Source organism: Aeromonas sp. SER (genome assembly GCF_038739615.1).
Classification (GTDB): domain Bacteria; phylum Pseudomonadota; class Gammaproteobacteria; order Enterobacterales; family Aeromonadaceae; genus Aeromonas; species Aeromonas jandaei.
Genome location: NZ_JBCGFC010000035.1, coordinates 1 through 383 on the forward strand (window position 1 = coordinate 1; position 383 = coordinate 383).

The window sequence follows — 383 nt, forward strand, 5'->3', positions numbered from 1 at the left end:
CCTAGGGGAACCTGGGGTTGGATCACCTCCTTACCTTAAGATGACGAAGTTGTTGAGTGTTCACACAGATTGCCTTGATTCAAAGTAGTTAGAGCAAAGACCTGATGCGCAAGCGTCAGTGCTTGTTTGGCTAAGGCCAAACGAGAGAAGCCCTATCATTGGGTTTTGGGATGTGAATAATGGCGCTCGGCCTCGCAGGCTCGGCACTCGCCATTACCCAAAATCTGCACTGCTGACGCAGCGCAAAGATGATTTTGGGTCCCCTTCGTCTAGAGGCCTAGGACACCGCCCTTTCACGGCGGTAACAGGGGTTCGAATCCCCTAGGGGACGCCACTTCTCTTCTTGCTAACAAGAATGCAGAGTTAAGAAACTGATTCTTAAC

1 tRNA gene is annotated in these 383 nt (G+C 50.9%); it reads left to right on the plus strand.

Annotated features, from left to right (window positions below):
* Positions 1 to 258 precede the first annotated feature (258 nt).
* A tRNA-Glu gene (locus AAHA41_RS22580) sits at positions 259 to 334 on the plus strand.
* Positions 335 to 383 lie beyond the last annotated feature (49 nt).